The 7,510-nt window shown below is 31.2% G+C and carries 10 protein-coding genes; 2 read left to right on the top strand and 8 right to left on the bottom strand.

Features of this window, described 5'->3' with window-relative positions:
• Positions 1 to 148: 148 nt before the first annotated feature.
• Positions 149 to 757, top strand: coding sequence for a zincin-like metallopeptidase domain-containing protein (locus tag BTHERMOSOX_RS11800; protein WP_171004702.1), 609 nt, complete (start codon positions 149 to 151; stop codon positions 755 to 757).
• A 111-nt stretch (positions 758 to 868) separates the two neighbouring features.
• On the opposite strand, the gene BTHERMOSOX_RS08195 is transcribed toward BTHERMOSOX_RS11800, so the two are convergent.
• The 8 genes from BTHERMOSOX_RS08195 to BTHERMOSOX_RS08160 form a co-directional block, all read right to left on the bottom strand.
• Entirely contained in the window at positions 869 to 1,285 is a 417-nt protein-coding gene (locus BTHERMOSOX_RS08195; RefSeq protein ID WP_249360655.1) for a hypothetical protein, read from the bottom strand.
• A 128-nt stretch (positions 1,286 to 1,413) separates the two neighbouring features.
• Positions 1,414 to 1,839: a thermonuclease family protein gene (locus BTHERMOSOX_RS08190; RefSeq protein ID WP_138120599.1), complete on the bottom strand. Its 426-nt coding sequence runs from the start codon at positions 1,837 to 1,839 to the stop codon at positions 1,414 to 1,416.
• Positions 1,839 to 2,570 (bottom strand): TraX family protein, encoded by a 732-nt coding sequence (locus BTHERMOSOX_RS08185; RefSeq protein ID WP_138120598.1) that lies wholly within the window; start codon positions 2,568 to 2,570, stop codon positions 1,839 to 1,841. The genes BTHERMOSOX_RS08190 and BTHERMOSOX_RS08185 overlap by 1 nt, the downstream gene beginning before the upstream one ends.
• Positions 2,539 to 3,498 carry a relaxase/mobilization nuclease domain-containing protein gene (locus BTHERMOSOX_RS08180; RefSeq protein WP_138120597.1) on the bottom strand — a complete coding sequence of 320 codons (960 nt, stop codon included), beginning with the start codon at positions 3,496 to 3,498 and terminating at the stop codon, positions 2,539 to 2,541. The genes BTHERMOSOX_RS08185 and BTHERMOSOX_RS08180 overlap by 32 nt, the downstream gene beginning before the upstream one ends.
• On the bottom strand, positions 3,498 to 3,926 hold the full coding sequence (locus tag BTHERMOSOX_RS08175) for a plasmid mobilization protein (protein WP_138120596.1): 429 nt from the start codon (positions 3,924 to 3,926) through the stop codon (positions 3,498 to 3,500). The genes BTHERMOSOX_RS08180 and BTHERMOSOX_RS08175 overlap by 1 nt, the downstream gene beginning before the upstream one ends.
• Before the next feature lie 124 nt (positions 3,927 to 4,050).
• A complete protein-coding gene (locus BTHERMOSOX_RS08170) occupies positions 4,051 to 5,070 on the bottom strand; it encodes a ParB/RepB/Spo0J family partition protein (protein WP_138120595.1) in 1,020 nt (339 codons plus the stop codon).
• A complete protein-coding gene (locus BTHERMOSOX_RS08165) occupies positions 5,057 to 5,818 on the bottom strand; it encodes a ParA family protein (RefSeq protein ID WP_138120594.1) in 762 nt (253 codons plus the stop codon). The genes BTHERMOSOX_RS08170 and BTHERMOSOX_RS08165 overlap by 14 nt, the downstream gene beginning before the upstream one ends.
• The gene (locus BTHERMOSOX_RS08160) at positions 5,815 to 6,093 is read right to left on the bottom strand and encodes a hypothetical protein (RefSeq protein WP_138120593.1); all 279 of its coding nucleotides are present in this window, start codon (positions 6,091 to 6,093) and stop codon (positions 5,815 to 5,817) included. Before BTHERMOSOX_RS08160 ends, BTHERMOSOX_RS08165 begins: the two co-directional genes overlap by 4 nt.
• Before the next feature lie 374 nt (positions 6,094 to 6,467).
• Here BTHERMOSOX_RS08160 and BTHERMOSOX_RS08155 point away from each other — a divergent pair.
• On the top strand, positions 6,468 to 7,510 hold a 1,043-nt coding region (locus BTHERMOSOX_RS08155), incomplete at its 3' end, for a replication initiation protein (protein WP_138120592.1).

The raw sequence follows: 7,510 nt of genomic DNA, 5'->3' as shown, positions 1-7,510 counted from the left end.
TGCAATTCTTTGCCTCCCTCGCGCGCTGCTAGCGCACTTCGGATCAGCGAATTGCCCTGCCGCCTACCAGGGACTAAAAATCATCACTTCGCTTAGGCTCCGTTTCCCTGATTTTTAGCGATGGAAAGAGCATAATAGAGTAGAAAATATTTTAAAAGGCTCGGAAGTAAAGATAATTCACAACCAAGCTGATAAAGCTTCTTACAACCCACTAAAAGACGAAATTAAACTACCTCCTAAAAATCAATTTGAGGATGCTGGTAAATATTATGCAACAGCACTACATGAGCTTGGTCACTCAACAGGCCACCATTCAAGACTAAATAGAGATTTATCTGGTAATTTTGGTTCAGTATCTTATGCTAAAGAAGAACTAAGAGCAGAAATCAGTAGTTTAATGGTAGGTAGTGAATTGGGAACGGGTCATGATCCAAGCCAACATACATCTTATGTTAAGAGCTGGGTTAAAGTACTTAAAGATAATCCTAGAGAAATTACAGAAGCAAGTAAAGATGCTGAAAAAATAGCTAGTCTTGTTTTAAGCTATGAAAAAGAGCAGGTTAAAACAACCTCTGAGCCAGAGAAAATTAATATATCCCTAAAACTAGCAGAAAAATTAGCTGAAAGATTTAGCAATGAAGAGGATAAAAACCGCTTTCTTCAAAAAGTTTTAGAGCAAAGTGAACAATCTTCAATAAAACCTGTTATCCAAATAAAAGATGAAGTCAAAAAAACTGAGGTTGATCCAGAAAGGTAATTATTAATTAACCCCAAATACCTGTAACGGCTTGAAAATATTCGCTAGGACTCACATTAACTATAAATGTAAAATCAGCTGATTTACCTCATTAAAAACATACTAAAAAACTTATAAGCTCAGTTCTTGAGTTCTTCTTTCCATAATTACAGCCAGAAGGTCAGAAATATTTTTGGCATTCTGGAACAACCGCCCCTTTTCATCATGCACAAAGTATTGTCCTAGTCCCTTACTAAGCATGACCTCAAATTCACCTGCAGCAAGAAAATTTCCATCCATAATAGTGTTACTTACACTTAGGTGTTTGTATCGCAAAAGTGTTTCGCAACATGAGTGAACAAGCGGTTTTAATATCTCATCTATATCTTGGTACATATCTTCGGCAATAGTCTCATTCAAAACAAAGTCGATGCCATTACTGAGTAATTCAAAGCGGAATAAAAAAATGGATACGTCATTCCCAGCTATATTTTTCAAATTTGCCTTATCTTTACGCGGTTTATGATGATATTTAATATTCAAACCCATTGATTCTATAGTTTTTATTGCCCTTTTATAAAACTAAATTCGCAATAATCAATGAGGACGAGATTATCATATGTAAATTACGTTTGCAGTTAATGTGAGTCCTAGCGAATATTTTCAAGCCGTTACAATTACCTATTTTTTTTGTTTTTCCTCCATTTCCAAGGTGGCACAGCTGCATATTCTGAAGTGTGCCATAAACCTATTTTATTTTTTTTAGCAAAGTTTTCTACCGCTATATAATTAACGCCCGAATAATACTGTCTATAAACCCACGCACCGCCTTTAGCAACCATTTTAAGGTTAATATCAACACCATTTAATGTAATTGTGCATATTTGCCTTTGATACCTGTCTTTCTTAGGACAATCAAGGTCAACTCGCTTATTACCAATTAGATTTGCCAGCATTCGCTTTGATTTTGTACCAAACGGTTGCTTGCGTTCAGGTGCATCAATTGATGCTAGTCTGACTGTAATTTGCTTATTATTTTTATCAAGTACTTTTACAGTATCGCCATCTATAACAGAAATGACTAATAATAATTCTAATAACATTAAATAAACTCCTTAACTGCATAAATAAGTGTTAAATGTACGGGATAGTAAAAATAAAAAAACCATTTCATTCTAGGTATCTTAAATGAAAATTTAGATATTAAATAAATAAGTAAAAAGGCTACTAAAAAATAAGCACTACCTTCGTTGATAGCTAATAAAAAAAACAAAGAAAAAAATAAAGCTGGAATAATTTTTGTAAAGCTTATATTTTTGTAATACCACCAAACAGAAACACCAAGGCCTAAAGCCCCCCACCAGAACTCTACAAACGCACCTACTATCCAAAAAGAAGACCATCCAACCCATAGCCAGATATTTTCATTTTCACCCCTTTCAAGCGAATATAAGCACCATGTAAGTAAAGCTAAAGTAAATAACACATTTAATGATCTCCAAATAACTGTATTGCCTTCAACAATAATGGCTATATCACCACCTAAAAAAATAAAAGCAGGAGAGGCTAATACTCCAAATAAAATCATTCTCTTAATGGCTTTAAGATAATTAATTTCTTTAATACCCTTTCTTGTTAAATTATAAGCCAGTACAAAAACAAAAATAGGTAAAACTAAACGCCCCATATTGAATAAAATATCATTTGAATAGTCTAATAAATATTTATTAATATGATCTCCTGTCATTAAAATAAGTGCTAACCATTTTAATAATTCTATTGACCCATCTGATAAATATAATTTACCGTTCCTCTTGATCTCTATTTCCTGCATCTTTTGAGTTTTCCTTATGTAGTTTTGTAATTTTTTCCTTCATTTCATGTCGTTCCGTCTTGAGCTGTGGCATATCTTTAACAAATTTAACAATCTCCTGAGAAAAAACATTATCTCCTTTTTTATTTAATTCTTTTGCCGCTTCAAGCCATGTTTTCCTTACAATGCTCTGTCTTTCTTTAATTTTCTTTTCCCAAGGTTTTTCTTTAGTGTCTTTATTTGCATATTCATTAATTATTTCTTTTACCTTTTTCCGATCACTTGAAGACTCCCTACCACTTTCTTTAATATGTCTAACTATCTGGCTCACTCCTTTTTTAACAACGCCTCTAACAGCGCGAGGAGAAGCTTCCGCATCTATTCCTTGCTTTCTCAATTCTTCTGCAAAAGATTCTCTCCATTTTTGTGGTTGTCCTTTTTTAACATGCAATCTTTTTCTATCATGTCCTAAATTTTTAATTGTTAAATGAATATGTGGATTTTCATTTTTTGCATCTGTATGTAAAACAAAAACGTATTGATAGTTATGAGAGAATGTTTTTTTTGCAAATTCTCTTGATGCTTTTTCAAGTGCTTTTTCATTTGTTCCTCTTGGCATTGAGAGCATAATATTTGTAGTTTCACGGGTATTTTTATTAACTTTTCCCCTATTACTCATCCATTGCTTAGTAAGTTCTTTAACACCCTCTTTAGATTCTATAATCTCACCAGTTTCCGTTTCTAGCTTTAACTTACCGTTTCTGCTTATATAATCAAGATGTGAAGCGACATGAGTAACACCTTTAGTATTACCTGTTATCTTTACCATAACCTCTGGGGTATTCTGGACAATTCTTTTAGCTCTAGAGTTTGAGCTATCTCCTCCCCCTGTTTTAAATCTAACAGGGTCTTCTAGGAACCCGTGAAGAGAGCTTTGATAATCTGCCATTATTCAGACCACCTATTTAAAGATTTATCTAAGAGATTCATTATCTTACTTTGTTGATTATTTATTGTTTTTGAAAAAGAAACTAACATTTCCTCATTCGGACTACTTGTATGATTAGCATCAATATTTAATGATCTTGCTATTTGGTTTAAGTTTCTTCCAATGGCTGATAATTGTCTATTTGCTTCTGTGATTGCTTTTATTTCGTCTGTGGTAAATGTTGGATGGTTATCAAGTTTATTTAAAACTAAAGCTCTCAACCATTGACTCCTATTTTCAAAACCTTCATCAGTCGTTCTTTTTTCAATTTTTTTAACATCCTGATTATTAAATCGCATTGAAATAATATCTCTTTTTCTGCCGTTTTTTTCCTTTTTGTTAAAAGGTATTTGTCCCTTGGTTAAATGACTTATTAATTTCCTTAGCATTCCTGCACTAGCTCTTTACCCCCCCTATATAGTTCGTACGTACGAACTTCTTTACTTTTTAAAAGAAATGGCTTTGCCCTCTGCTTCGCATTCACCCAAGGTATTTATACAAGGATGATGCGGTTTATTCTTCCTCTATGCTCAAAATATTAACTAAGTTTGCGTCTACTTCTATTGCCTCATTACCTTCAATTTTTATAATTACCTTTCCATATTCCAAAGTATTTTTAAAAACTAATTTTCCTTCACTTCCTTCAAACTCAATTAAGAAAACTAAATCTTTATTATTTTTCTTAGTAAACTTATCATTTTCATTTGTTACAGGATCAAAATCTTTTTTAATATTTACTTTCTCTTTAAGTGAGTTAGTAGACTCTTCTATATTTTTATCTTCACTTTCTTTTTCTTTAATCGTGGGAGGTTGATTTTCATTGTTACTTTTTTTCAATTCTTCAATGAATTCTCTTATTACTCTTGTTGATATATTTTTGTCAGCACTAGAACAGAAAATGTTTATTTCGTTTTCATATTTTTTATGATTTCTATGCAACAAAGCTAATGCCTGAATAGAATTACAAAACCCATTATTAAATAGTTTTTTAATTGAACTTGGTAAATCATAGAAGATAGAGTAATCTGAAACATACGATTTAGGCTTGCCTAATCTCTTAGCTATTTGTCCCTGTTTATCACCTGCTTTTAATCTTTCTGAAATAAAGAGGGCTATTTCTTCTATTTTTAATCCATCCCTAATTAAATTATCGACAACATTATCATAAGCATCATTATCAGAGATAAAATATGGTAACTGCTTGAGTCCTGCTATTTTTCCAGCTCTGTAACGTCTACTTCCTCCATTGATAATAAAATAACCTTCTTTTACAGGGTGTTTTTGTACTGAAAGAGGTTGTTTAATGCCCGTCATTTTTCCTGTTTTATCGGATATTACTTTTATTGAATTAATAAGTTCTTCTAGTTCGTTAGAAGAGTATTGTTTTCGTGCATTATTTTTATCTTCTATAAATTTATCAATAGGTGCATAACTTAATAAACCTTCTTTATTATTTGATTGTTTTCCACTAATAAGAGATGAAACATTAAAATTATCTAATCCTGATAAATCAACCCCTTTACTTTCCACCATTATTTTTCTCCATTTCTTTATCTAAAATATGAAATGCTTTTTTAAATTCTTTTCCAGCTATTCTTGCCGCTGTTTTTTTTAGATTCCATACGGGCAACCCTAAACTTAATGATTCAGGTATTGATGATCTAATTCCAATTGGAGCAGGAATAAGTAAGTGTGAGTAATTATCTATTAAACTTTTTAAAGTTTCTTTTTGAGTTGTTGATCGGGGATTAAATCTATTAGGGAGCATTCCTAAAAAAATAAGTTCAGGGTTCCATTTCTCTTTTACGCCAAAAATCGTTTGAAGCATTTTTGTTATACCATCAATACTATATTCTTCTAGCTCAATAGGGGATAAAACATAATCTGAAGCAATTAATGCTCCTGTCATTCTAAGCCCTAATGTAGGAGGTGTATCAATAATGCAATAGTCGTAGATTTTATTTAATTCTTTTATATTTTTTTTAAAATCAACTAAAACATTTGAATCATATCTTTCTACATCTGCCATTTCTGAATTAGCCTCAATAACATCTATTTCTTTTGAAGCCTCGACGTTAATATTTTGTTCTTTAAATAGATCACTGGCAACAATCTCTAAAGGATGGGCTATTTTTTTTAATGATTTTGTTGCATTTGCTTGAGGGTCTAAATCAATAAATAAAATTTTTTTATTTTGTTCACTTAGATGTAGGGCTAAATGAACAGCTATAGTGCTTTTACCAACCCCCCCTTTTTGATTTGATATAGCTATACTGCTCATTTTTTTTCCTCGATTAATAAACTATTTTTAATGATTCGATTAATAGTTACTTTATTTAATCCAACTCTTAATAAGTCATGAGTTAAAACTGTTCTTAGCATAAAATTATGAGTTTTAACCGTTGGTTTTCTTCTTCCATCTTCCCATTCTTTAAACCTACCTTGTTGATAATGGGTTCCTAATTCTTTATTTGTCATGAAAACAACATCAGAATTTAAACCATCAAGACGTTTTTTTTCTATCTTCATAAATTGTGATATTAAATTATCTTTCATATTAATTTTCCAGTAATTCAAGATACATTATAACGATACTACCTAATAGGTTTTATTGCAAGAAACTATTTATTATTTTATAAAGTTATCCACAGCTTTTTTTAGAAAAAAATACAATATTCTTTAAGTATATATATAAGATTATATATAAGATTATATATGGTGTCTTTAAGGCATTGAATATAAAAGGTTATTAGGATTTTAGGTGGAAGCTTTTGTGGTTTTGGTTTTAGCCCTCGGTTTTAGGGGCTTAGAAAGCCTCTGAAAGTGGAAGCTTTTGTGGTTTTGGTTTTAGCCCTCGGTTTTAGGGGCTTAGAAAGCCTCTGAAAGTGGAAGCTTTTGTGGTTTTGGATATTTAATAAAGGATTTAGAAAATGACAGATATAAACGTTGATGAAGATCAGGAATTAAGAGTAGTAAACAGAAATTTTAGCCTAGGGGAATATGGCGAATCATGGTCAAAAATGGAAAGGTATTTATTCATTGAAATATATGACACTATCAAAAAATTTTTTATGGCTGAAAGTGATGAAAATATAATCGAATATGGTAGTACACATATTAAAATAAAAATCCCTGTTAGAGAGATCAAGCAAAAGTTTTTTAAAGGTGGAAATAAGAGAAGGCAACTATTAGATGTTGCAGAATCACTCTCGAAAAAACAAATCAGCATGATTAGCATGGACAATGACGGTCAATATGGTTTCGACTTTATTACTATGTTCCCTCGTATCTCATATAATCCAGATATAAATAAAAATGATATGTATGTCGAAATTCATAGTGGTGTTTATGAGGAAATGGTGCCGATTGAATCCTATTGCCAACTTGATTTAAAACTTCTTGGTGAATTGAACTCAGGCAATACTATTAGGCTTTATGAAATATTCAAGTCATACTCTTTTAGAAAATCATTTGATATGTCTTTTAGTGATTTAAGAAAAAAACTCGGTTTTTTTAAAGAGGGGATTTATGAAGAATGGAAATATTTTAATGCTAAAGTTCTAAAATCGGCAGTCCAGAATATCAATACCTACAAAGAATATGATATTGAAGTTTTCTATGAGAAGCCACGAGGACTAGATAAAATTGAATTTAAGATAAAAACTCATAAAGTACATGATGTAAGAAAAATTAATGTATTAAATCTCAATGAATCAATAGACCCAAAGACAAGAACACCTAATTTGATCCAACAAAAATACATTAAGACCGTTGTATCCTTTTGTAAAAAGAAAAAAAAGATCACGAATGAAGTAGAGTTGATGGGTTGGATAATTTCTGACCTTATAAATCAACAAAAAAAATCAAAAGAACAAGTTGATTTTAAGCGGATGATGAATGAGATAAGCCATCAAATAAGAATGGATATATATACACAACCCTATTCTCACAAGCATTTAGAAATAGAAGAAGT

This window comes from Bathymodiolus heckerae thiotrophic gill symbiont, assembly GCF_900128515.1.
Lineage (GTDB): Bacteria > Pseudomonadota > Gammaproteobacteria > PS1 > Pseudothioglobaceae > Thioglobus_A.
This window is presented reverse-complemented; position numbering and strand designations above follow the sequence as displayed.